Source organism: Bacillus cereus group sp. BfR-BA-01408 (assembly GCF_022663305.1).
Lineage (GTDB): Bacteria > Bacillota > Bacilli > Bacillales > Bacillaceae_G > Bacillus_A > Bacillus_A pacificus.
In genome coordinates this window covers 113548-138152 of record NZ_JAKUFF010000001.1, presented here as the reverse complement: position 1 = coordinate 138152, position 24605 = coordinate 113548, and the positions used below count along the sequence as shown (strand labels likewise).

Here is a 24605-nt window from a genome sequence, read left to right as displayed (position 1 = left end):
AGCTTCTTTTTTATATGTTAACGATATACCCCTACTCTTTTCTCCAATACATCCTGCAAGCAATCTTCATGTTGTTTACAAAATAAAGGCGGCATTTTATCTAACGGGAAAAACTGCAAATCCAATGTTTCATCACCGTCTGTTCTTTTCTCTCCTCCAACAATTGAGCATGAAAAGACTATCACAATTGACTGTGCCTTGTCTCCATTTGGATATGATTGAAAATATTTTGTATACACTCCAATAAGCTCATTTATTTCTACATCATACCCGGTTTCTTCTTTTATTTCTCGAATTGCAGTTTCTGCAGCCGATTCTCCAATTTCCATTGCCCCGCCAGGAAAGCCCCAGGCATTAAAGTCTCCTCTTTTTTGCAGTAATACTTCTCCTTCTTTATTAAATACACAACCACCGGCAAAGTTTAAGAAAACATAATCATGTCCTACTTTTTCACGTAATTCTTTTATATAATTGGCCATTCTCTTTCCCCTTTTCATACTTCTTTTATCACTATTTCTTATCTTTTTCAAGCAATTCAATAATTCGATCTAGCTTCTGGTTCATATTAATCGCGTGGTGTTTCTTTGCAGCACTGCTTTGTAATACGCTTCTAATAAACAAAGTAAATGATATGAAAAACAAAACAATAAGTCCGATTACTAAACAAGTATATATCAATGTAAATATATTACTTTCGAAGAAGTTCATTCAGCATTCACATCCTCTCCTCGTTATTTTATCACATAATTCCCAATATTTTAAAGTGATAAACAAATGTAAAAAGAGCACCTTTTTACAGATGCTCTTTTTCATTACTTAATACGTAAATGTAATTGTCGCTAATGAATAATCTGCCATCGCACTATAAGGTGCTACTTGATAAGATACACGCTTTGCACCTTTTGGCCAATTTATTTCATTTAACACTTTCTTTATATCTTGCATTGTTCCATCCATAGACTGCTTATATCGTACTTCTACCTTTTCTGGCTTAGAAGCAAATTGTTGCTGTAATTTCTTCTTAAACTCACTATAATTCTCTGCTCCGTATTGTGTAGACATATATTTTAAATTTGTTTCTTTTAACATTTGTTCATACGCCGCAGTCTTTGAACTACCCGCTTTTATTTTGTTTGTTAATTCATTAAAATAACTTGTAGATGCTGCAGGATATTTACTACGATCCCAGTCGTGATCTTTACTTAATTGCTCATCAGACATATTAAAATATGAATATGTTACGCGCCCAGCTTTATCCGGTACCGGATCATCGAATGTAGTATCAAGGTGGTACCATTTGTTTTCAATGTTCACTAAATTCCATGCGTGAGCTTGTCCATTTCCTGTACCTGTTACAATATGGTTTTGGATACCCGCTTCTTTTAGTAATTCATATGTTAATAACGTATATCCTTGGCAAACGGCAGAACGATTCGCTAACGCTTCATATGCTGTATATGCTCCATAAGACGTATCATACGATACATGTTTTACAACGTAATCATGAATAGCTTTCACTTTCTCATGCTCATCCATTCCTGGTTTTACAATCGAGCCTATAATCGCTTTCGCCTGGGATTTTACATATTGTGTTTGCTCTTTTGATTCACGGTACTTAACTTGCAGTGTAAACGTATAGTTTCCTGGTAACCCTTTAATAGAATATTTAGTAGACGCTACATTATATTTTACATACTCATCTGCATCTACAACTTTATTAAACTCGCCGTACAATTGGTCCATCACATTTCTAGCATTTCTATCTTTCGTTTTATATGTGATTGTAATATTTTCTTCTCGATTATCAACCTGTTTTTTTAATTCTTTTCTAAAATCATTTAACAACTTTGCATCTGATTGTGATGTCGCTACAGTTGAATTCGTAGCTGCATAAGATACAGATGAAGCCTGTAAGCCTCCCATTACTATCGTTGAACAAAGTGCGGCAGCTGTCACATACTTACTTGTCTTTCCCATCATGTCACTCCTTACATTCTATAACTATACGAAAAAGTATCGTATAGTTTCAGAGTATACAATACTTTTTCGTATAGGTCATATGAGATTATGCATATTTAACATTGTAAAAAGGCTGTTCTTTTTATAAGAACAACCTTCTTCCTTAACAAGTTTGTAATACACAACATGCATTTTCAAAACGTCGATTTTTCAAGTCTTCATTTCCAATGCAGAAATAAAGCATCCCTAAATCTCCCCACATCATATTACAATTTTTAGTATCTGAGTCAATTTGGAATAAAAGCGTCATTTGCTGCGGGTCTATTTCCATATACTGTCCAGTTTCGTACAATACCTCATCTTGTACAGAAAATGGCTCACCAAATATTTGATGGTTATCGTAGTTATCTGGGATTAGCTCTTCAAGTAATTGTAAGAAACGATCTGAATCATTCTCATCTTCAATGAAAAGCTCTGGCAATTTATATGTCAGTTCAAAAGTAGTTGCACACTGGTTATAATCCGTTTGCAATTCATCCGCTCTCCGTAATTGCTCAACAGGAACATCATAATAAAGTACACGTCCCGCTTCGGTTGGATTCACATCTTCTTCAAAGTAATTTTCAACGCTAAAGAAATATAACATCCCTGTCTTAGGAAGATTATGATCTATACCAACATTTTGTAAATCCTTTAAATTAAATTGTGCAATAAACTGTAACGGATTTCCTTTATGCGTTGGATATTCAAATGTAAATGGCAAGTCAGGAACCCCTCCCATTTTCGAACTACCTATCGCTACTGTTTCCTCCTGCTTTGGCACAACTTTTATACAAGGAAATACAGTATTCATAAGTTCCTCTTTTAAATGCGTCAGCCCATATTTATCAATTAATACTTCAATTTGTTTATTCATACATTCTCCTTATATTTACATACTTATTTGTATCATCGCACAAAAATTATACTCCATTCTTTATAAAAACAACAAGCCTCCGAAAAAACGGGCTCTTCCTTCATACGCGAACAAGTTTAAAAAAGCATAGTATACATTGTTCCTACAAACACGATAGTTCATTATTTCTTCCAGTACATTTTCCCCTCGTTCATTTTTATTTTTAATATAAGGAGGAATTCCACATGGGTTACGGATATAGTTGCGGCGGCTACGGTTACGGTTACGGCGGTTACGGCGGTAGTTGTGGTGGATGTGGTTATGGAGGTTTCGCTTTATTAATCGTTTTATTCATCCTTCTAATCATCATCGGAGCTAGCTGTTGGGGCGGCTTTGTAGGCTGCTAGTAAATTTAAAAACTATTGTAAAAAAGCACGTACAATACGTGCTTTTTTGCCATTTTCAAATTTTTTATGTGAAAGGAAGTATGCTTTATGAAGATTGATGGTGTTTTTGAAGGAGGCGGTGTACGCGGAATTGCGCATGTAGGGGCAATTTGCGCGTTAGCTGAAAAAGGCTATGAATGGGAACGTGTAGCTGGAACATCAGCTGGTTCGATTATCGCTGCGCTCCTAGCAGCAGGATACTCTTGCTCAGAGCTAAAAACGATTATAACAAATATTGATTATAATAAATTTACGAAGAAAACCTTTATTGACAGAATCCCATTTATCGGAAAAGGATTAAGCGCATGGACTACTCTTGGTATTTACTCTAATATTTTTATAGAAGAATGGATTGAAGAATTACTTCGAAAAAAAGGAGTTCATTTATTTACAGATTTACCTGATTTAAATAAGCTTAAAATTATCGCTTCTGATATAAGTAATGGTAAAATGGTTATCTTTCCCGATGATTTACCAAACTACGGATTTTTAAATTATCGCTTCTCTATTGCTAAAGCTGTACGAATGAGTAGTACAATCCCCTTCTTTTTTGAACCGGTGAAATGGAGAACCCCAAAATGGAAGCAGCCTTGTTATATGGTTGATGGAGGAATTTTAAGCAATTATCCAATTTGGATTTTCGACTCCCCTACCTCTCCCCGCTGGCCGACTTTTGGGTTTCATTTCGTAAAAGATGAGATTCAAGCTGACCCAGCCCACTACAACGAGCCGATCTCCATGTTCAAAGGACTTTTTAAAACAATGATGCAAGCCCATGATTTACGTCATTTAGACAAGGAATCAAAAGCAAGAACAATTACAATCCCAACAGGGTCCATTACTAGTACAAACTTTGAGTTAACAATGGAAGAAAAAGAGTGGCTATACAATTCTGGTTATAACGCCGCAAATAAGTTTTTACAATCGTGGAACTTCAGACAATATATTGATAACTATAGAAACGGAAATCAGGATCGAAAATCAAATCGTTATTTCCGTCAACTTGACTCATAATATTATTATCTTTTATACGAGAACACGTAACGCTTTCAAAAAAATAAGCCTAGTAATAATATATTACTAAGCTTATTTACTTTCTGCATCATTATTATACGTTGTTTAAGGATAAGTTAACCCTTCTGCTTCCTCTGCAGTAATAACGGTGTATCGATTTCCCGTTCGTAATCCTAACAATTCTGCTTTTTCAATTGCTTCCTGCTTCGTCTCCGCATAAGCAGCTAAATATTTTTCTCCATTGATAATTTGGCAAATTACATATTGTTTCATTACTTTCTCCTCTTACTTTTTCATTAGTTGTGCAAGTTTTTTTATACCTATTTCAATTTCTTCTAACGTTGCGTATGAATATGATAAACGCAAAAATTGATTTGCACTTCTATCATACAAAGTACCTGGATTTAATAAAACCTTTTCTTTCAAAGCTTTGTCAAATAAGCTACGATTTGAAACGGGGATATTCATATGTAACCAAATATAAAAACCACCTGCTGGTTCATACCAAGTTGCTATATCATGGCAATATTTCTCTAACATTTGTAACATAAAATCTCTGCGTTTTTTCAACTTAGTTCTTACAAACTGTAAATGTTCATCATACAATCCATTTGTAAACCATTCCGCTGCAATTTGCTGGGATATAGAACTCGATCCATAATCTGTTTGCATTTTTATGTCTGCCAATCTTTGAATAACAGGCTCAGACCCAACAATCCATCCAATTCTTAATCCCGGACTAATAACTTTAGACATACTTCCAATATGTAGTACGATTCCATTTTTATCATATGCTTTTAAAGGTTTCGAAATAGGAGCATCAAACCATAAGTCTTGATACACTGCGTCCTCTATAATAGGCAATCCAATCTCATTGCATATCTCCATCACTTCTGTCCGCTTCTTCGTATCCATGCTAAAATTAGTTGGATTATGAAAAGAAGGGATTGTATATAAAATAGAAGCATTAAATTGCTTCTTATATTTCGCAATATATGACACATCTAGCCCACTCTCATCCAATGGCATTCCAATTAAACGTATTCCTGCTGATTGAAAAACATTGAGAGAGTATAAATATGATGGTTTTTCTAATAAAATTGACGCTCCTTTCGGAAGAAGCCCAATAGAAATAAGTTGAAGCGCTTGAATTGCTCCTGAAACAATCAATATAGAGTCAGGAGATACATATATACCCTGTCCTTTTAAATAATCTGCAATCTTCTTCCTTAAAGAAAGATTTCCTTTCGGCTCTTCATAGCCAAGTATCATCTTGGCTCCTAAAAGCTTATTCATAATATCTTTCATCTTTTTTTCAGGTAAAAGACTTGGCGCGAGCTCACCTGTTCCTAAACGAATTACATGCGGATCAAATTCAGCTTGATTTATTTCTTGAATAGCAGGCAGATTCGGATAATGAAGTCCTGTTTCTACATAAGACTGCCAATTAGGCGGGGGTGCGTATGTGGAAGCATTCACATTATTATTTACAACAATTGTTCCTTTCCTGCCATTCCCTTCAATGTACCCCTTTGCAACTAGTTCATCGAAAGCCATTACAATTGTGCTTCGATTCACACCAAATGTATATGCCAATTCTCTTTGTGAAGGTAATTTCGTTCCAACAGTCCATTCTCCATTAACGATTCTTTCTTTTATATACATTTCTATTTGTTTATATAGAGGCGTCGCTAGAGACATATTCGGTTTCCAAACGATTCTTTCCATCATATCACCTTACATTCTTTTTGGTTGGTAACCTCCCCAACCATATGGATGGATACAAATTTTCATTTCTTCTATACAATATACACTATCATAACGAATTAAAATAGGAGGTAATATGATGAGTGAAGCAATTATTCATGGTATCATTCTTGCATTTGGCCTTATCATTCCATTAGGTGTTCAAAATGTTTTCGTCTTTAACCAAGGTGCGAGCCAACCGAATATTTGGAGAGCAGCCCCTGTCGTATTAACTGCCTCTATATGTGATACGTTACTCATATTGATAGCGGTACAAGGTGTTTCCCTTGTACTCCTTACTTTTTCTTGGCTAACTAACTCGTTATATATAATTGGATTTTTCTTTCTCCTATACATGGGCTTTGTTATTTGGAGAAGTAACCCTTCCAACGATGTAAAACAAGAAAAAAGCATGCCCTTAAAAAAGCAAATCCTTTTCGCCGCATCGGTTTCGTTATTAAATCCACATGCAATTTTAGATACAATCGGTGTAATTGGAACCAATTCTATTCAATACATAGGAAATGAAAAATGGGCTTTCACACTTGCAACTATTATCGTTTCTTGGATTTGGTTTATAAGTTTAGCTTTAGCGGGGAAATTTCTAAAAAGGCTAGACTCGACCGGAAAGACAATCGTATTATTAAATAAATTTTCTGGTCTCATCATATGGAGTGTCGCACTTTATATGTTAAAACAAGTTATTTATTCCTAATGAACGAAAGAGAATTGCATGTTACTGAAAACATCATGCAATTCTCTTTCAAATTATGAAGTAGGTTCTGGTTTCTTTTTTACGTTCTTTGCATCTTTTGCTGGTTTAATCCAAATGATTGCTATAGCAGCACCGATCCCAGCGAAAATACTTGTTAAATAAAACACTTCATGGTCAGCACCTTTCATGAAAAAAGAGTATAGAGGTGGTCCAGCTGCTACACCGATAAATCGCATAGAACTATAAAATGACGTAACCGTCCCCCTTTGCTCCTTTTCAATTCCTTGTGTAATGAGAGCATCTAAACATGGGAGTGCCATACCAATTCCTACCCCCATAATAACGAGACAAAGAAGTAGTAAATAAATTCCTTTTATAAATAAAGGAATGATGACTGATGCAGCAGCCATTAAAAAACCAATGTAAATACACTTCTTCATCACATTTTGGTTGTCTCCAATTTTTTTGCCAGCCATATATGAACTAAGTGACAGTACAAGTAACGGGATTGCAAGTACACACCCTTTCCAAATACCATGAATGTCATACTTTGATTCCAGTATAGTTGACAAATAAAAGAGAATTCCGAATAAAATAAGCATAATAATTGCACCTAATGCAAAAATGGCAATTAACCATCTTCCTTTTTCTCGAAACGTAGCAAGAATTGATTTTATAAACTCTTTAAGCGGTGGTACTTCTCCTTCTTGTTTCTTTGCCTTTACTAGAACAAGTAATAAAACAATTGATACTACGCATAAAACTGGAATCGCCCAAAACGGTAGGAACCATACAATGGCAGCAAGAGCAGACCCTAAAATAGGGCTCAACACTTTCCCAAATGTATTGGATGTTTCGATGATTCCTAAACCTGTACTAACTTGTTTTTCATCTTTGTATAAATCACCAACACACGGTATAACAACTGGCATTGCACCAGCAGCACCAATACCTTGAATCGCTCTACCAATCAATATCCAAGTGTAGGGATTATCAACTTTCCAAGATACCCAACCAGTTATCGCTCCTCCTATAGCCGCAATCAGCAAACTCGGAACCATTACCATCTTTCGTCCCCATCTATCTGATAAATAACCAGCAATCGGTATAAGTAGAATGGCTACGATAGAGTAAATTGTAATAATCATGGATACTTGAAATGATGAAATATGTAATTTCTTTTCAATAGTCGGCAGAATTGGGATGAGCATTGAATTCCCTAATGTCATAACAAGTGGAACTGATGCAAGCGCAATTAAACAACAGTTTTCTTTTTTTAACATGTTGGCTTCGAAACCTTTCATCATATATTTCTTACCATATAATAGCCCTGCTGGAACGTAACTTTTCATTCCACCAGGGCTATTACATTTTTACTACTTCCCATTCATAACAAAAGAAATTGGGGAAAATATAGTATTATTCCTATTCTTTGAATCCAGTTCACAATATATCCATACCAATTAATTGAAAAAAAAGAAAGGAAGAATCCTTCCTTTCTCCTATAACCTTCTACAATTAGCGAGTATATCCGCCACCAAGTTGTTGTTCTGCCATCGCTACAAGGCGTTTTGTAATTTCACCGCCTACAGAACCGTTTGCACGTGAAGAAGTATCAGCGCCAAGTTGTACACCAAACTCTTGTGCAATTTCATATTTCATTTGATCTAAAGCCGCTTGTGCTCCATGTGATGCTAATTGATTAGAATTACGATTTCTAGCCATTACCAATCACCTCCTTATTTATATATAAATTGTGTTAAATTTTAATTTAAATACATGGTAATTTTTGGTTATTTGTATTTTAAAAAAAGAGTCTCTACAATGAGAGACTCTTACATCATTTTATACTAAGAAGTTACTACTTCTAAATTTCTATTTGTTAGTACTTTCATTTCTTCTTTTCATATATCTTTCGCATTATGTCCAAACCATTCGAGTGAAACAAAAGAGGTAAACTTTAATTGGTATACCTCTCTCAAACATACACTTTACATAATAATATTATTAATATCTTTCCAACAATACGCTGTCTCTTCCACCTGTAATCTCTCTAAAAATTTTGTATCAATTTTTTCTGGATTAAATTTTTCATAAAACGTTTTAGAAGGGTTATTCGTAACAACCCATACTAAAAGTGATTGCATATCATTTTTTATACATTCAGATAGTAAAGCTTGAAATAACTTTTGTCCTATTTTCATTCCTTGATACTCTTGTAAAAGGTAGATCGCATATAATTCTCCATTACAATTATATGCACCACTTCTTTCAACTCCCCCATCGATGAATCCAACTATTTCTCCATTTAACGTCTCTGCTACAAATCTAAATTGATGATTACATTCTTTTTGAAAAATATTTTCCCATTGTTTTTCCCGTTGCTCATATGTTATATTTTCTAAAATCTCGTTAGGGAATATGCCTTTATATGTCGTTTTCCAACTATCAGCGTGGACCTTTGCTATACCTGGTATATCATCTTTTATCGCTCTTCTAATATGTATTTCCATCATTTCTCCCCCCTTGTTATTCACCATTATATCAATTTATTTCCTAAAAAATCCAAATTAAAAAAGAGTAAATTCACTTCACTCTTTTTTAGCACCATTATCTACTTTCCACTTCAACTGAAACTACTCGATCAATCTCTTTTAGGGAACTATATAACTCCGTCGTATACAAGTCTTCTGGAGCTAAAATAACCATCTCTAATTGCTGAAATGCCCCACTATCTATATCTTTAATCTTCACGCGTTTTACATGCATTCCTAAATTTTTAATCTGCTTAAATATACCATCTAACTCATGATGCTCTTTTACAGTAATTTTAATAGACAAGTCCTTTTGTCTTAATGAATACGGTCCTGCAATTTTCACAAGTTGCGGAAGTACATTAATTGCTAAAATGATTAAAATCATAGCAACCGTCGCTTGCAAATAAAATCCTGCTCCAATCGCAATACCTAAAGCTGAAGCAGCCCACACCATAGAAGCTGTCGTTAATCCCGAAATAACATCATTACTTCTTCTTAAAATAACACCTGCTCCAAGAAAACCAATCCCGCTCACAATTTGAGCAGCTAAACGCATTGGATCCATATTGGTATGCCCTGGAACAGAATATACATGTACAGATTCAATTGAAACCATCGTAATTAAACAACTTGCTACAGAAATAACCATACTTGTTTTCACGCCAAGCGGTTTATTCTTTAGCTGCCTATCTATCCCGATGAATAATCCTAAAAAGAGTGCTAAACCTAATTTGAGTAAAAATTCATATGACATATTTCTAGTCTCCTTACTTAACAATGTTTCCCTTAGAATAATTCACTATAACTCTTTTATGATATCAATTCCAGTCTTTTCTATTCATTTAACGTAAAAAACCGAAAAAACATTTGTGACGATGTTTCCCCGGCTTTTTATTACTTTTAAGATTCTTCTTTATTTCTGATCTTTAATCTTAATCTCTGCATCTTTGTAGAATGCTAATTTACTGTCATTATACTCTTTTGTAAAATTGTTAAATTGCTCTTTTGATTTTTGTGCTTCCACAGTTAATTCATTAACAGCTTTAACTTTTTCACCAATCTCTTTTAATTTCGTTTCTTTTACTTTTAATTTTTCATACAGTTCTTTTTCAGTCGCCAACGCCTTCGTATAATTTTCATTCATCTTTTGGAATGCATCATAACGATTTTTATACGACTCTTCTACTGCTTTCGCTTGTTTTTGTAACTTTTTATCTTCAAGCTTCTCTATATTTCCTTGAACAGATTTTGTTTCTTTCTGAGCTTTTTCTAGCATTTCTTTCTCATTTTTCAATACTTTTTCACGATCATCTACATTTGCAGTAGCTTGCTCTATTTTCTTCATAACAGCGTCATTATGATCTTTACCTTCTTGTAAAATTTGAGAATATAGTTCTTGGCCTTCCTTCTCTAACTTCTCTAATTTTTTCGCTTCATCAACTAATGATTTTTCTTGCTTCGCCGCTGTTTCAAAAGCTGTATATAAGTTTTCTTCTGGTTTTTCACCGAAACAACCTGTTAATAGTCCTACTGATAGTGCTCCAACTACTGCTACTTTTCCATACTTCAACGTTCATTCCTCCATTACATACGGTTATCATGCCAGAAATTCACTGGGAAGTGACTCTCTTCATGATAAGCTTCAAACTCATAACCCTTTTCTTTTAACCCTTTTAAAATTGCTGGCACAGCAGCAACTGATTGTGGATGAATGTCATGCATTAAAATGACTTCTTGTGGTTTTGTTGCATTTGTTAATACATTTTGAGCAATTTGTGCTGCAGCTGCATCAACTTGCATTTTGTTATATTTCCAGTCTAATGAATCAATTGTCCAATCCCACACTTTAAAGCCGCCTTCTACCACTTTATTTCGAAGACTTTCATTTAATCCAGGCATTGAACCGTATGGTGGACGTGTTAATTTAGGTGATTTCCCAATAATATTAGCGATTAAACTTTGATCTTCTTTCATCTCATTTACATACTCGCCATTTTTATATAACTTTGCAAAATTATGCGTCATACTATGCATTCCTACATAATGACCTTCTGCATTTTCACGTTTCACTAAATCTGGAAACTCTTTTACATTCGCTCCAATTAAAAAGAATGTCGCCTTCGCATCATGTTGTTTTAACGTATTTAATAATTCAGCCGTATATTTCCCTGGGCCATCATCAAATGTAAGATAAGCAACTTTTCTTTCCTTGCCATTAAAACGACTTGGTGCCGTTTTATTCATTTCTACTTTTGGTTGTTCACTTGCGAGTTGTACTACATTTTCTTGTTTTGCAACAGCCTTTGCTGGTGAAGTAATGGATTGAAACATGAAATACCCAATAGCTACTGCTGCAATCGCTATTAAAACGAATACTACTCGTTTAATTTTAAAAGCTTTTTCCATTCTATCGAATTCCTCTCCCTATTAATCTTATATATAAATCACCCAATGTAATTATACATCTATTTATTTTATTACACTATATAAAACAAACTGTATATGTATTATAATGGGAGTTTTATCAAAATGGTCGTTCCTATTCCTTCTTTACTTATAATATTTATTGTACCTCCATGAAGCTCCACCATCTTTTTAACGATAGCTAAACCAAGACCCGCACCTGTAGCATGATTATTAATCTGGTAAAATGACTATTCTATATATGGTAAATGCTCTTTAGCAATTCCAATCCCTTCGTCCTTCACCTTTATCACTGCTTGTCCTTCATTTTTAGTCGCTTCAATATATACTTTACCATTTTTATGTGAATATTTAATGGCATTTTGAACAATATTCAAGAAAATTTGCTTTAACCTATTTCGATCTCCTATCAATTCAATTCGTTCTATAGTTTTGATGAATTGCATTTGCTTCTCTTCAGCATTAGGAGTTAATTGCCAAATCGTCTCCTCTAGTATATCGTATAATTGCACCTTTTGTTTATATAAATTGAAATGATTTAAGTATAAAAAATCGTTACAGAAAAGTTGCTAATCCATCTCGATAAAAAAAGATTGGCAAAGGCCAATCTTTTTTTATTATTCATTTCGAACTGGCTTTGGTGCTACACCTAAATGTTCATTTAATTTTTTCGAAATATCTTTTACATTTTTTTCATTTGGAATGTAATAATAAATACCTCCGATACGTTTATCCGTACCTTCCACTTGCATTTTTTCCATTTCCAAATTAGATCCTGCCATATTTTTCGTAATAGCAAGCATATCATCAAAAGTTAAGTTCGTTTTCATATTTTTATCAACCGCATCAAGTAAAGAGCCCATTTTGCTGATAGATTGAACAGACATCGCTTTTTTAGCAATTGCTTCAATTACAAGTTGTTGTCTTTGACCACGCATTGCATCACTGTCAATTTTACGCGTTCTTGCAAGCGCAAGTGCTTGTTCTCCATTTAAATGTTGATACCCTTTTTCTAAATGGATCATACCAGCTTGGTCTTTACTATCTTGTTCTGTGAAAGTAACTGGTACATCAATATCAATACCACCAAGTGAATCGACAATTTGTACGAATGATTCAAAGTTAAACTTCACATAATAATCAACGGGAACATTTAAAAATCTTTCCACTGTATCGCGTGTACTTTCAACACCACCAAATACGTGTGCATGTGTAATTTTATCTAATTTCTTTCTAGATGGAATATATACACGTGAATCACGCGGAATACTTACTAATTTAACTGATTTATCATCTTTATTAATTGTTGCTAATAAGAGTGCATCTGTACGAACAGCTTCTCCGTATTGACTTTTTCTCATTTCACTACCATCAACACCCATGATTAGAATTGAAATGTTATCCTTTAAAGGTTCCACTTCTTTATCACGCTTCGATGATTTATCAATTTGTGCATATGCATCACTTACTACTGCTTTTGCTTTATTATATATTAACGATCCATATCCTACTCCACCAAAAATAAGTAGGAAAAACGGAATTAAAATGAACCATTTTATTGACTTTCTTTTAGAACGTTTTTTACTGCTTCTCGTATTTTGTTCTAATTCAGAGCTCATATCCATTCGCCTCTCTTTCTCTTTCCCAATTATAATGCAAGTCTATTAACCTTCATATTGAATTTCCTTTCAATTACCTTACAATTTTGTAATGTTACTGCGCAAATTCAATATGTACTCCATTTCACATTATACTCTCGTGCTTATTTTTGGCAAGTCACTATTTTTCAACTTCAAATATTTAACATTTCGCATTTCGCATTTTCCAAAATTACCGATTTATAAATTCATTCATTTCGAATCGTTCAATTCCCCCATAAAGTGAAACTTTAATCAGTGGGGGTTTTCTTCATCCCCCACTGATTATTAGCCCTCACCAATCGGACTTTAATGGGCAGCAAGAATAAAGAACAAAATTAGTAATACAATCCGTATGAATATAGTAATGTACATTTCATATTATTTTTTCTCCAACGGTGTATACATTGTTTTCTTCCCATGATTATTAATGAAAGCTGATTTTGCTTTTATTTTCGTCCTTTGTATTTCTATCTCTTCATTTGAGAAATTCACAATAATTTTAATATTTTTTCCATACGAAGCTAATTGTACTAACTTATCTTCTGACAAATATGCAAAGTCCGTCATTTCTTCTTTTACTGCCTTTTCATGAACTTCATTCCAAACTTTCAGGTGCTGCGTAATTTCTTGTTTATGCTTATTCCACTCTACTTCATCTAAATGGTACAACGGAGGAACGTTATACAATAATTCGTATAGCATACGGTTTCCGACCTCATCTTTTACTTTCAAACTTCCCCATTCCCAGTGATGCGTTGTAATTACAGAATCATTGTATACTAATTTATATAACGGTACTGAATATACAGGATTTAAATACACTTGTTTATACTCTTCTTTTAACGGTACTTGTTTTGCATATTTTTCTGGAACATTTTGATTCGGTGACCAATATCCGCCTACATAATACGGACTTGTTTTGTTTTTCCTCATATCTTCATCGTCCCATTTAATTACAGGTGTTTCAATACCATGAGCAAATGCAATCGTGCTACTTGCAAAATCATTTCCACCCTCAGAACCCACTACCATACCTTTTTCTTGTGAAATATAATCCATTCGTTGCAGTCTTGCTTTTAAATCTTGTTCTTGTGTCGTTATATGTTTAGCCGAATAGTCATCATAAATTTCACCTGTTGCATCACAATCAATAAACCATGAATTATATTTAGGTCCATTTTGTAATATATCGTTCATTCGTTCTTTTACACTAGGAAGAGATAAAGTTGGATTTAATTTTCGCCCTCTACCTAAAAACCCTTGCACCTTTTCTCCATTTTTCTTCGTTACAGTAGCCTCTTCGTATAATGATGGGTCATTAAAGGATGCTGTGTTCCAATTTTTATCACTTTTTTCGTGAATGGAATGATATGAGTCATACGGACCAACTAAATACCCCATTTCCTTAGCTTTTGTCACGAAATTAGGTTGCATAAATCCTTGTTCCCAGTTCGGCAGACCAATCCACGCTTTTTCTATTCCTGCCTCTTTCATTTCCTTTAGTATGTCCGTTCCATCTGCATTACCCCATTTACTTACCTCATCAACCGCATCACCAAGTAGCGACTTTAATAAATGCTTATTTAAGCTATACAATTCTGTATTCGTTAAGTGACCTACACCTTTCTTTAATAGCACACTAGCTTCCTGATTAACGTTTTGAAAAATATCCTCTTTATAAAATTCTTTCATAGATAACACTTCGTTTATATAACGTAAAATAACATTTTTTTGATACTTATCAATGAAATCTTGTTTACTTACTTGATCTAATACATTCAATTCCCCAGACTCCGAACTATTCTTTTGGATAAGTTCTTTTATATGGCTAAATACAGGACTATTTATTTGCTCTCTTATCTTCGGCCAATTTACATTACTGTCAGACAAACCATTTTGATTCCAAAAATAGAAATGAGCCGCACCGTAAAGCTTTTCTATCTCTTTATTTTTTCTAGCCTTTTCTTTTAATGTTTTAAATTCACCTTTTCCAGCAATATTATCCTTATACAGTTTAGCAATACTGACTGCATCATTATTTGTCACATATAATTGAAATCCATATGTTTTACTTTTATTTATACGCGGAAATTCATGTGTAAAATCAAATCCTATTTTCGGATCCGAATGAAATTTCAATTCATTATTAAACATATTGTTCGCAATATATACAATCGAATATTTAGAACCATTTAACGCAAAAAACTTCATAGAAAATGATTCAGCAAATGAATATGCATCATCCTTTAAAAACTTCTTCCAATTTTCATCATTACTCGGAATTTGCTTCCCTTCCCATAACGGAAGTGTATAATTTTCAGCTTGTACTTTCGGCCAAGTAAAGCTTTCTGCACCAGTCGATTCTACTTCAATATTTAAGTGATCTTTTTTCTTCTCTAGACTCACTTTTACTTTTTGATCTGGATATTCCCAAGATGTACGATCCTTATCTTTTTTTACATTCGACACCTTCATTTTCGGCAAGGGCTGTGACGCCTGTTCCTTTACACCATCATGTTCTACAGTTAACGTGAAAGTCTCTGGATTGACATCATAAGTAAATTCTTTATACGTTGCTTTCTTTATTTTAGACTCTTGAACAGTATTGCTATCTTTTACATCACACCCGACTAAAGTCGAAAATGACATCGTTGTAAGAAGACATATCGCTATCATTTTTTTCATCTTCTGCACCTCCACCACCGAATATACAGGGGCTTTGTTACAGGAATGTGGCAAAAAAATAGAACTAGCATAAACTAGCTCTATTTGCGTATTAAAAATAAAGTGAAACTTTAATCAGTGGGGGTTTTGTTCATCCCCCACTGATTATTAGCCCTCACCAATCGGACGTTTACGGACAGTTCATCTCCCACCTAACTTCTTTGCTCCAACTGAATTTTGAGATGGGAGTTTTACTGTCCGTTAACGCGGAATAAAGGCAAATCATTCTAAGTTGTAACACTTATTTCTTAACTAAAGAAATAAGTGTATATAATATAGCCTAAAGCTAGCACTAAAATTACTAGCGCTGTACCTTTCCAATTCATACCACCTGCCATATCAACTGGACTACCTGTTTCAGCTCTGTTTAATCCATCCTTTAAAGAACCTGTAGGATTATTTTTCAATTCACTTTGCCTTATACGTTCTCTTTTTTCTTCTGGTGACTCTTGCTTCATAGGATCACCTCCAAATGAATACACACTTTACTAAATTATACATGATTACTTTTCTTTTATATGCCAACTGAAAAGCTATTTACAACAAAAAAAGCTAGCAATGCTAGCTTTTTTATAGTTCTATACGTTCTTCTTTATTTACAGTAATTCCTGTATGATCGATTTCTAGCTCACACACTTTCATAGACGTAAATACTCTCGCTAATTGCTCAGCAATTTCTTGACGTTTCTCATAAGGCGTTAATATAAAAATAGATGGTCCTGCACCGCTAAGCGCTGTACCGTATGCACCGAATTCTTTTGCACATTTACGAATAGATGGTAATAACGGTACTAGCTCTAAACGATATGGCTCGTGAAAATGATCCCTTTCCATCATTTCGCCTACAACTTCCCATTTCTTTTGACATAAAGCAGCTACTAATACATTACTTATTGCACTAGCCTTAACAGCTTCATGAAACGGGAATACATCTGGTAATACAGATCGACTTTCATCTGTATTTAGCTCTTCATTTGGAATAAGAGAAATAACGCCTAATTCCTTACTTTCAATTCTTACAACCGAAACATTCTTTCCATCAAGTGCTCCGATTACCGTTCCTCCTAATATAGAAGCAGCAACATTATCAGGATGACCTTCAAAATTTGTAGCAATTTGAACTTTTTGATCAGTCGTTAAGTTCAAGTTACCTAGTTGATTCGCAAGCTCTATCCCAGCTACAATTGCTGATGCACTACTTCCTAGTCCTCTTGTTAATGGGATATTACTAGTAACTTCTATTATATAAGGTGATAAAGAAGGACTCACTTTACATGCCGTACTAACGATTAAATTTTTATCGTCTGTCGGAATCGACTCATCAAAAGAATGGATCACTTGCCATTTATTAGATTTCTCTTTTACTACTACATGCAAATACAATGACAAAGCTATTCCTACTGAATCGAATCCAGGTCCAACATTCGCTGTACTAGCAGGAACACGAATACTTAATGGTATCACGACATAATCACCCCTTTAATATGCTCTTTAATTTGTTCTATATTATTTGAAACACTTGCAATATCTAATGTATTAGAAGAAATTGCGATATCAGGATCTTTCAAGCCGTTTCCAGTTAAAACTGCAACAACTGTTTCTCCTTTTTTGATTTTTCCAGATTGAACATGTTTCATTACGCCAGCTAATGAAGCATTCGATCCTGGCTCAGCGAAAACCCCTTCCGATTTTGCTAATAATCTATACGCATGTAAAATTTCTTCATCTGATACCATATCTATTTCACCGTGAGACTGCTCAGCAGCCTCTACTGCATATGACCAACTTGCTGGGTTACCGATGCGTATCGCTGTTGCAATTGTTTCTGGCTCGTCAATTACATGCCCTTTTACAATAGCAGCTGCTCCTTCCGCTTCAAATCCATGAATTCTTGGCTTCTTATATCCTTTTTCTTTCTCATATTCACAGAAACCCTTCCAGTACGCTGTAATATTCCCAGCATTTCCAACAGGAATCGCTAAAACATCTGGTGCACTTTGCAATTGGTCACAAATTTCAAATGCTGCTGTTTTTTGCCCTTCAATTCGATAAGGATTTACCGAGTTAACTAATGTGATTGGCTCTTCTGCAGCAATATTTCTTACAGCCTTTAGTGCATCATCAAAATTTCCTTCTATTGAAATAATTTCAGCACCATAGGCAACTGCTTGCGCTAATTTTCCATGTGCAATTTTCCCTTCTGGGATTACGATAATACATTTCATTCCAAGACGTGCCGCGTATGCGGCAGCCGATGCTGATGTATTACCTGTCGATGCACAAATAATAGCCTCTGAACCTTCTTCTTTCGCCTTCGCAACTGCCATTACCATACCACGATCTTTAAAAGAACCTGTCGGATTCGCTCCTTCATACTTACCATATAACTGAATTCCTAATTGTTTTGATATATTTAATAACGGAATAAGCGGTGTATTCCCTTCCATTAAGCTCACATCAGGTGTATTTTCATTGACCGGTAAATAAGAAGCATACTGTTTTAATAATCCTTTATACATATTGTTTTTCCTCCTCAATAATGTAGTAACTGTTTATTTCACTTGCGACATCTTCTATCGCTCCTAAAACTCGTTCGAATTGATACTTTGAAGTTTGATGTGTTACAACAACGACTTCTGCAAGTTCACGATTTAAAGGTAATTGAATCACTTCTTTTAAACTTACGGAATAATTAACGAAACATTCTGTTATTTTTTGCAACATCCCAGGTTCATCTCGTAATGAAATACGTAAGAAATATTTCGAAACGACTTCTTCATCCCCTTGTAATTCATACGGTTCTGGTTCTTTTAACGCACTTTTATTTTTCTGAACTTGATTCATATTTTTAACGATTGAAATAATATCACTTACTACAGCAGAACCAGTCGGTAATTTCCCAGCTCCTGGTCCGTAAAACATTACTTCTCCTACTGCTTGACCGTGAACATATACCGCATTAAATTCATTATTTACATTCGATAATGGATGATGACTAGGTAAAAGAGTCGGTTCTACACTTAAATGAATGGCTGATCCTTGTTTCTCTGCTTTACCAATTAATTTCATTGTAAACCCTAACTTTTCAGCCATTTGTAAATCTTCTTTTTCGACCTTTCGAATCCCTCTTACTTGCACATCATCTAAAGAAACATTCATCGAAAAACCTAAGTTTGCAAGAATCGCTACCTTTCTCGCCGCATCTAGCCCATCTACATCCGCTGTCGGATCTGATTCTGCGAAACCTAATTTTTGTGCTTCCTGTAAAGCCTCTTCATACGACCATCCATTTTGACTCATCTTTGTTAACATGTAATTTGTTGTACCATTTACAATTCCCATTATTTTTTCAATTTGATCTGATGCTAATCCGTCTGTTAACCCTCTTAACACCGGAATACCGCCCGCTACACTTGCCTCATAACATAAATCACAATCATTATCGTTCGCCAGCTGGAGAAGTTCTGCACCGTATACAGCCATTAAATCTTTATTTGCTGTCACGACATGTTTCTTATTTCGTAAAGCCTTAACAATATGCTGCTTCGCTTCTTCAATTCCGCCCATTACCTCTACTACAATATCAATATTTGAATCATTTAGAACTTCATCGACATGACTTGTTACTACGATTCCATCAATACAAACATCACGTTCTTTTTCTAAATCACGTACAACAACTGTCTTCACTTTCACTTCATACCCTGTATCAAGTGCAATTTTTTTACAATGTTCTTTCAAAATATGGACAACACCACTTCCGACCGTACCTAATCCTAACACCCCTACATTAACAACATTATTCATCTTCTAATCTCCTCCTACAATTTTATTTTTTATCTGTATCAATCACCTTGCTCTGCTTTTCAATCATGCAGGTGGTGGTTATTTCCGTACGTACAAATCGTTTCATGTTACAGCACCTCCTTTCAAAGTAATAAAAAAACACACTCATCCCTAGGAAAGGGACGAATGTGTTTTCGTGGTTCCACCCTTGTTCCAATCTAGACGTATTTCTCTCTAGATTGCTCAAGTTCAGATAACGGCTGATTCCGTCAATAATTACTAGATTACTCGTTCACTATTGAAGTTCAAAGGTGGTAAAATCATTTCTCGTGTTAGGAAGCTCACACCCTTGACTTCCCTCTCTGTAAACCGTAAAAATGATTTCATGTCCTTATCGTTACTTTTCGTTCATGTTTATTTGTTAACTCATTATACTCGCATAAAAAACAAAATCAATACTATTTTTTAATTATTTTTAATTTTCAATCTCTAAAACCATAAAAAACACACTCATCCCTAGGAAAGGGACGAATGTGTTTTCGTGGTTCCACCCTTGTTCCAATCTAGACGTATTTCTCTCTAGATTGCTCAAGTTCAGATAACGGCTGATTCCGTCAATAATTACTAGATTACTCGTTCACTATTGAAGTTCAAAGGTGGTAAAATCATTTCTCGTGTTAGGAAGCTCACACCCTTGACTTCCCTCTCTGTAAACCGTAAAAATGATTCCGTGTCCTTATCGTTACTTTTTCGTTCATGTCTATTTGTTAACTTATTATAGTTATCAACTTTTTAAAAAGCAAGCCTATTTTTACTAACTATTTTCAAGAAATTTTTTTATTATATTTCACAATATCATTATGCAACTGCCACTCAATTTACCTATTTTGTTATTTCTCCAGTTTTCAAATCAACAGTTCACATATAAATATCCCATTCTAAAACACATACATACCCACAAAAAACTATACCAATAAAATTTTTCAATACAATCTTTTCGTATAACTTTCTTCTAAAGAATGTGCAACATCCTCTTCAGAAGTATTTACTTTCGCGTGCTCCAACAACATTTTTACTGCTGAAGGTAACTCTTCTTTATGTAACCAAGATTCTGGATCCCACATTTTCGAACGAATAAAAGCTTTTGCACAATGAATGTAGCATTCCTCTATTTCAACAACAATCCCAAGTAGCGGAGTGCGTCCATTTGCCTGCATTTCTTGCAAAATTTCTTCGTCGTTTGTTATATACGCTCGGCCATTTATTCTGAGTGTCTCCCCAAGGCCTGGAATAAAAAAGAGTAATCCTACACGTGGATTTGAAATAATATTCAAAATAGAGTCTATACGGCGGTTGCCTGGTCTTTCTGGGATGATGATTTTATTATGGTTTAATACGTAAACAAATCCAGGTGCATCTCCTCTCGGTGAAGCATCACACTCTCCTAATTTATTTGCTGTAGATAATACTAGAAAAGGAGATTTGGATAGAAAATCTATACAATGGTGGTCTAGTGATGAAATAACTTTCTTTAACGCTCTCTCACTTGGTTGTCCCAATATTTTCCGTAATTCTTCCTCTGTTGAAATAATCGATTTTATTTCCGTCCTCTCTATACCCACTTATACCCTCTCCTTTTTTCTTTATTTTCCCAAAATTCATTACAAATATTGTATAATAAAATTTGCAGAAAGGGGAATTTAAATGACAGAGTGGTTAACAATATTTGATACTGAAAAAAATATACTTGGGAAGAAATTACGTGATGAAGTGCATCGTGACGGTGATTGGCACGAAACATTTCATTGTTGGTTTGTAGAAAAAGATGATGAAGATATGTTTTTATATTTCCAATTACGCTCTAAAAATAAAAAAGAAGCTCCGAACATTTGGGATATTACTTCCGCTGGACATATTATGCATGATGAAGATGTACAAAGTGGTGGTCTTCGTGAAATTGAAGAAGAATTAGGGCTTTCTTTTCAAACGACTGATTTAGCATATAAGGGCATCTTTACAATAGATTATGAAATTTCAAATCTTACAGATCGCGAGTTTTGTCATATGTATTTCCACAATGTCATTAACCCACTTCCATTCGCACCGGGTCAAGAAGTAGACGATGTGATGAAAATACATGCAACTTCTTTTCTACAGCTATTAAAAAGAGAGATTTCATCTTTTACCGCTACTTCTGTTTTGAGCAATACACCGCTAACGATAACTTTTGATGATATTTATCCATATGATTTTGCATACTATGAATTTGTTGTTGAACAAGGAAAAGACTTACTAGAAAATAATAGTCTATAAATAAACTAGGACTCCTAGCATCGTACTGCAAGGAGTCCTAGTTTTTCATTATTGTTCAAGTATTTTCAATCTACTCTCTACTTGTATAAATAAACGAATGATTAATAACAGCATAATCACCATAATCGCTATCATTGTATGTGGATATCTAAACAGTATACTAATCACACTTCCAATTAACATCATAATGAATCCGTTTTGCTTCATCACTTCTGCACTATACCTATTACCTGCATCCCATAATTCTTTATTTTTCATAGATTGTTTCGTACGATAACCATATGCCGCATTAATATCGGTCGGTGGATTTTTTTGAAGGACAATTGCCGCAAGTATAAATATAATACCTATTAAAATACTCATTCCTATGTTTATTAGTGCATACATCAATTATATCCCCTCCTAACCTACAGCTTCATTATACGACACAATCCTGTTTTTTCCAATTTTACAACACATTCACTTTCGCTCTTTCGATGTTTGGAACATGCTTGGCAGCGTTACAAAACGTGCCCCTTTCGTTTTTAACTGCGGAATGATTTGGTCCAGTGCCTCTACAGATCCTTGCAGGCGTCCACCTGGAGTTGAATGTTGAAGTATGATACTACCAGGAAATGAGTTCCCTAACACATTATTTGTAATCGTATCAGCACTTACACCTTTCCAATCAACTGTATCCACACTCCACTGTACAATCATAAAGTTTTGCTCAGTTGCCCAATGCAATTGATTTTCAAGTATTTCACCATACGGCGGGCGTATAAATTTAGGAGCATAGCCGACTAAACGTTTTAATATTTCTTCCGTTTTTATAATTTGATTACGGTACTCGACCTCATTTACTTTCGCTAAATTTGGATGACTATACGTATGATTGCCAATTACATGCCCTTCATTCGCAATACGCTTTACGACATTCGGAAACTTTTCTGCGTTTTCACCAAGTAAGAAAAAAGTCGCTTTTACATTATGTTGTTTTAACTTATCTAATATTTTCGGCGTAAATTCTAAATCCGGTCCATCATCAAATGTAAGTGCGACTTCCGCTTTATTGTACGGTCCTGAAAATGCGTACGCATATTTTTCGACCCATGAAAATGGTGTCCACGATCCACGTTCATCTGCTTTCATTTGTACTTCATAGCTTTGAGGGGTATATGTGTATGGCAATGTGCTTATATAATTTCCGTAATAAAATAAGTTATATGGCATATAGGTATACGGAACATCTCGTTCTAGTCCCCATTGATATGGAGCAAACATTTGTGGCGAATAAAAATAATACATAATAAAAACCTCCCTAAAATTTCATATGTGATTCCTCTACACTTTGTTAGAGAAATTCTTATTCATAAACAAAAATAAGACTGTCCGTAATTTGGACAGTCTTACTGCTTACTATTGTTAATAAATTGATGTGCTATCTTTTGGCAAAGCTTTCACATGTTTTAAATAACTCGTCACTCTGTCATCATCACCTTGCGGGTACTGATATCCATAAGCGCTAGCAATTTCATTCGCCACTTCCCTAAATAAATCACCCATGACAAAGAATGATTCCCATATGTTTTCATATTCTGCATTAGAAAATGTCTTTTTAAATTGCTCCCACATATCTCCTTCGAAATATTGCTCAAAATGCTTTCCAAACTTCCCTGCATTAACTGTAAAGTCTGTTTTCATACCAATATGCCATTCTAGCATTACGATGAACATATCTCGTACTGGTCCTTCAAGCATTCCTTTCGCATAAGAAAGCTCTTCTCTCCATAATCCTTTTGCCACATTCGTACTACACCACCAAAATTCATTACAGCAACCTAAAAACTCTTTTTCTGTAGGCTTTTTTATTAAGTAATCTTTATCGCTTGCTGGCGGGAATTCTTCCATACAATTATCTTTATCGAGAAGTAATTTACTTAAGCTATCTTGTCCAACGAACTTTTTTATTAAATCAACCGGAACTAATGTTAAATCAATCCGATTTCCATCCATGAACTGCATTAAATACGGAAACTTCCCGTCTCCATTTGGTGGAACTAATGACATTTCTTCTGGCATTTGTACAATCATTATTTCTCCAAACCTATGAATCCAATTATGATTAGACGTAAAAGAGCGTATATCTTTTACAACATATATAATATCGTAGTCTTGAAAACAATCTCTTTTCACATTTGGATTTACACGCGATCCATTCATGATGACAGCTCGAATTCTTTCATCCTCTTTTGCTGTATTTATAATTAAGTCCAGCATTTCTTTTTCAGTTCTCATCTATTCCTAACCTCCAATTTTTAATATAAACTTATATTTTGAAGTACGTTGGAGGTCCACGAGTTAACTGCGTTGTATACGATACATGTTATAACTTTTCAAACATCTTTTTCATTCTATTTATCTCCT

At 34.5% G+C, this 24605-nt stretch carries 26 protein-coding genes, 1 pseudogene and 2 other annotated features; of the genes and pseudogenes, 4 read left to right on the top strand and 23 right to left on the bottom strand.

Annotated features, from left to right (window positions below):
- Positions 1-17: 17 nt before the first annotated feature.
- The 4 genes from MR083_RS00665 to MR083_RS00650 form a co-directional block, all read right to left on the bottom strand.
- Positions 18-479 carry an NUDIX hydrolase gene (locus MR083_RS00665; protein ID WP_014893814.1) on the bottom strand — a complete coding sequence of 154 codons (462 nt, stop codon included), beginning with the start codon at positions 477-479 and terminating at the stop codon, positions 18-20.
- A 31-nt stretch (positions 480-510) separates the two neighbouring features.
- Positions 511-708 (bottom strand): DUF4083 domain-containing protein, encoded by a 198-nt coding sequence (locus MR083_RS00660; RefSeq protein ID WP_242268248.1) that lies wholly within the window; start codon positions 706-708, stop codon positions 511-513.
- Positions 709-816: 108 nt separating this feature from the next.
- Positions 817-1977 (bottom strand): transglutaminase domain-containing protein, encoded by a 1161-nt coding sequence (locus MR083_RS00655; RefSeq protein ID WP_000520871.1) that lies wholly within the window; start codon positions 1975-1977, stop codon positions 817-819.
- 145 nt (positions 1978-2122) lie between these two features.
- A complete protein-coding gene (locus MR083_RS00650) occupies positions 2123-2875 on the bottom strand; it encodes a YwqG family protein (RefSeq protein ID WP_001041264.1) in 753 nt (250 codons plus the stop codon).
- A 224-nt stretch (positions 2876-3099) separates the two neighbouring features.
- Here MR083_RS00650 and MR083_RS00645 point away from each other — a divergent pair, with 224 nt between their 5' ends.
- Positions 3100-3261, top strand: coding sequence for a YjcZ family sporulation protein (locus tag MR083_RS00645; RefSeq protein ID WP_242268246.1), 162 nt, complete (start codon positions 3100-3102; stop codon positions 3259-3261).
- Between the two features lie 87 nt (positions 3262-3348).
- Entirely contained in the window at positions 3349-4314 is a 966-nt protein-coding gene (locus MR083_RS00640) for a patatin-like phospholipase family protein (RefSeq protein ID WP_000686819.1), read from the top strand.
- Positions 4315-4419: 105 nt separating this feature from the next.
- Here MR083_RS00640 and MR083_RS00635 read toward each other — a convergent pair whose 3' ends face one another.
- Entirely contained in the window at positions 4420-4587 is a 168-nt protein-coding gene (locus MR083_RS00635; protein WP_000816383.1) for a DUF3933 family protein, read from the bottom strand.
- Positions 4588-4599: 12 nt separating this feature from the next.
- Positions 4600-6045, bottom strand: coding sequence for an aminotransferase-like domain-containing protein (locus tag MR083_RS00630; protein ID WP_116733349.1), 1446 nt, complete (start codon positions 6043-6045; stop codon positions 4600-4602).
- A gap of 115 nt (positions 6046-6160) precedes the next feature.
- Between MR083_RS00630 and MR083_RS00625 the strand changes: the two genes are divergently transcribed.
- A complete protein-coding gene (locus MR083_RS00625; RefSeq protein WP_001287294.1) occupies positions 6161-6775 on the top strand; it encodes a LysE/ArgO family amino acid transporter in 615 nt (204 codons plus the stop codon).
- Between the two features lie 53 nt (positions 6776-6828).
- Here the strand turns inward: MR083_RS00625 and MR083_RS00620 are convergent, their stop codons facing one another.
- From MR083_RS00620 to MR083_RS00555, 14 genes and pseudogenes are all read right to left on the bottom strand, one after another.
- Entirely contained in the window at positions 6829-8058 is a 1230-nt protein-coding gene (locus MR083_RS00620; protein ID WP_033678375.1) for a bacillibactin exporter BcbE, read from the bottom strand.
- Between the two features lie 235 nt (positions 8059-8293).
- A complete protein-coding gene (locus MR083_RS00615; RefSeq protein WP_000113545.1) occupies positions 8294-8500 on the bottom strand; it encodes an alpha/beta-type small acid-soluble spore protein in 207 nt (68 codons plus the stop codon).
- 266 nt (positions 8501-8766) lie between these two features.
- Positions 8767-9291: a GNAT family N-acetyltransferase gene (locus MR083_RS00610; RefSeq protein ID WP_046646897.1), complete on the bottom strand. Its 525-nt coding sequence runs from the start codon at positions 9289-9291 to the stop codon at positions 8767-8769.
- Between the two features lie 94 nt (positions 9292-9385).
- Positions 9386-10066 (bottom strand): MgtC/SapB family protein, encoded by a 681-nt coding sequence (locus MR083_RS00605; protein WP_000119508.1) that lies wholly within the window; start codon positions 10064-10066, stop codon positions 9386-9388.
- A 159-nt stretch (positions 10067-10225) separates the two neighbouring features.
- On the bottom strand, positions 10226-10882 hold the full coding sequence (locus MR083_RS00600) for a YkyA family protein (protein ID WP_242268244.1): 657 nt from the start codon (positions 10880-10882) through the stop codon (positions 10226-10228).
- 14 nt (positions 10883-10896) lie between these two features.
- Positions 10897-11718, bottom strand: coding sequence for a peptidoglycan-N-acetylglucosamine deacetylase (locus MR083_RS00595; RefSeq protein ID WP_000409387.1), 822 nt, complete (start codon positions 11716-11718; stop codon positions 10897-10899).
- Between the two features lie 101 nt (positions 11719-11819).
- Positions 11820-12284: pseudogene (locus MR083_RS00590) on the bottom strand (sensor histidine kinase); the annotation flags it as partial.
- Positions 12285-12353: 69 nt separating this feature from the next.
- Entirely contained in the window at positions 12354-13355 is a 1002-nt protein-coding gene (locus MR083_RS00585) for an LCP family protein (RefSeq protein WP_011040234.1), read from the bottom strand.
- A 399-nt stretch (positions 13356-13754) separates the two neighbouring features.
- Positions 13755-16061, bottom strand: coding sequence for a glycoside hydrolase (locus MR083_RS00580; protein WP_000738133.1), 2307 nt, complete (start codon positions 16059-16061; stop codon positions 13755-13757).
- Positions 16062-16348: 287 nt separating this feature from the next.
- On the bottom strand, positions 16349-16558 hold the full coding sequence (locus MR083_RS00575; RefSeq protein WP_000808278.1) for a DUF6366 family protein: 210 nt from the start codon (positions 16556-16558) through the stop codon (positions 16349-16351).
- Between the two features lie 112 nt (positions 16559-16670).
- Positions 16671-17564 (bottom strand): homoserine kinase, encoded by an 894-nt coding sequence (gene thrB, locus MR083_RS00570; protein ID WP_000612678.1) that lies wholly within the window; start codon positions 17562-17564, stop codon positions 16671-16673.
- On the bottom strand, positions 17561-18619 hold the full coding sequence (gene thrC / locus MR083_RS00565) for a threonine synthase (protein WP_000276440.1): 1059 nt from the start codon (positions 18617-18619) through the stop codon (positions 17561-17563). Before thrC ends, thrB begins: the two co-directional genes overlap by 4 nt.
- Positions 18612-19907 carry a homoserine dehydrogenase gene (locus tag MR083_RS00560; protein WP_242268242.1) on the bottom strand — a complete coding sequence of 432 codons (1296 nt, stop codon included), beginning with the start codon at positions 19905-19907 and terminating at the stop codon, positions 18612-18614. The genes thrC and MR083_RS00560 overlap by 8 nt, the downstream gene beginning before the upstream one ends.
- 154 nt (positions 19908-20061) lie before the next feature.
- Positions 20062-20293, bottom strand: a binding site (T-box leader).
- 113 nt (positions 20294-20406) lie between these two features.
- Positions 20407-20638 (bottom strand) — a binding site (T-box leader).
- Between the two features lie 231 nt (positions 20639-20869).
- Entirely contained in the window at positions 20870-21508 is a 639-nt protein-coding gene (locus tag MR083_RS00555) for a pyridoxamine 5'-phosphate oxidase family protein (protein WP_242268241.1), read from the bottom strand.
- A gap of 82 nt (positions 21509-21590) precedes the next feature.
- On the opposite strand from MR083_RS00555, the gene MR083_RS00550 reads away from it, so the two are divergent.
- Positions 21591-22199 (top strand): NUDIX hydrolase, encoded by a 609-nt coding sequence (locus MR083_RS00550; protein WP_242268240.1) that lies wholly within the window; start codon positions 21591-21593, stop codon positions 22197-22199.
- Between the two features lie 48 nt (positions 22200-22247).
- On the opposite strand, the gene MR083_RS00545 is transcribed toward MR083_RS00550, so the two are convergent.
- From MR083_RS00545 to MR083_RS00535, 3 genes are all read right to left on the bottom strand, one after another.
- Positions 22248-22586 (bottom strand): SdpI family protein, encoded by a 339-nt coding sequence (locus tag MR083_RS00545; RefSeq protein ID WP_049112599.1) that lies wholly within the window; start codon positions 22584-22586, stop codon positions 22248-22250.
- A gap of 72 nt (positions 22587-22658) precedes the next feature.
- Positions 22659-23486 (bottom strand): peptidoglycan-N-acetylglucosamine deacetylase, encoded by an 828-nt coding sequence (locus tag MR083_RS00540; protein WP_000291219.1) that lies wholly within the window; start codon positions 23484-23486, stop codon positions 22659-22661.
- 117 nt (positions 23487-23603) lie between these two features.
- On the bottom strand, positions 23604-24476 hold the full coding sequence (locus MR083_RS00535; RefSeq protein WP_242268239.1) for an aminoglycoside 6-adenylyltransferase: 873 nt from the start codon (positions 24474-24476) through the stop codon (positions 23604-23606).
- Between the last annotated feature and the right edge of the window lie 129 nt (positions 24477-24605).